This is a genomic window from Bartonella acomydis (genome assembly GCF_039543025.1).
Taxonomy (GTDB): domain Bacteria; phylum Pseudomonadota; class Alphaproteobacteria; order Rhizobiales; family Rhizobiaceae; genus Bartonella; species Bartonella acomydis.
Map to the genome: position 1 here is coordinate 1 of NZ_BAABIY010000047.1, position 621 is coordinate 621.

Genomic DNA, 621 nt, shown 5'->3' on the forward strand with positions numbered 1-621 from the left:
TACTTTTTTATTTCCCTATAGATCATTTTTTATGAAGCGACCAAAACTCTCTCTATCAAGAGCTTTAAAGGAGGGCATTATCAAGCCTATTTCAGCATGATAATGGCATGTCTCTTTCTGATATTTTTATGCCTTTGAGGGGCAAATGGATCACTTTTGGAACATAATGGGACAGAAAGCATTCTATCTCCAGCATCAGCAAAGGAGATAAAAACATGGAAACCCGCATTCCTGAAGACACACCCTTCGATACACATTTTCTAGACGAAACATCTCTAGAGACAGACTATCCTTTTTTTCAAACACCCATTTCATGGTCTGCCATTTTTGCCGGACTTCTAACGGCTCTTGCCACCTCAATCTGCCTCTCTTTTCTGGTCGCAGCATTAGGCTTGAGCCAAATGGATTTCACCTCTTCAACCCCTTTGGGAGGTTCTTTCCTCTCCTTTGGTATGGGCTCTCTTATTGTTATGCTGATAAGCCTTGCTGTGGGAGGTTTTGTCGCTGGACGTTTTGCTGAATCCTCCGGAACCTTACATGGCTTTCTCACTTGGGCTCTCATCACACTTCTCATGACCCTCCAAGCTATCCACGTGGTTTCAAACACAGCAAAAATAGGGA

Annotated in this window: 1 pseudogene; it reads left to right on the forward strand. The window is 43.0% G+C overall.

The features are described from left to right. Positions 1-215: 215 nt before the first annotated feature. Positions 216-621: pseudogene (locus ABD909_RS06930) on the forward strand (DUF3792 domain-containing protein); the annotation flags it as partial.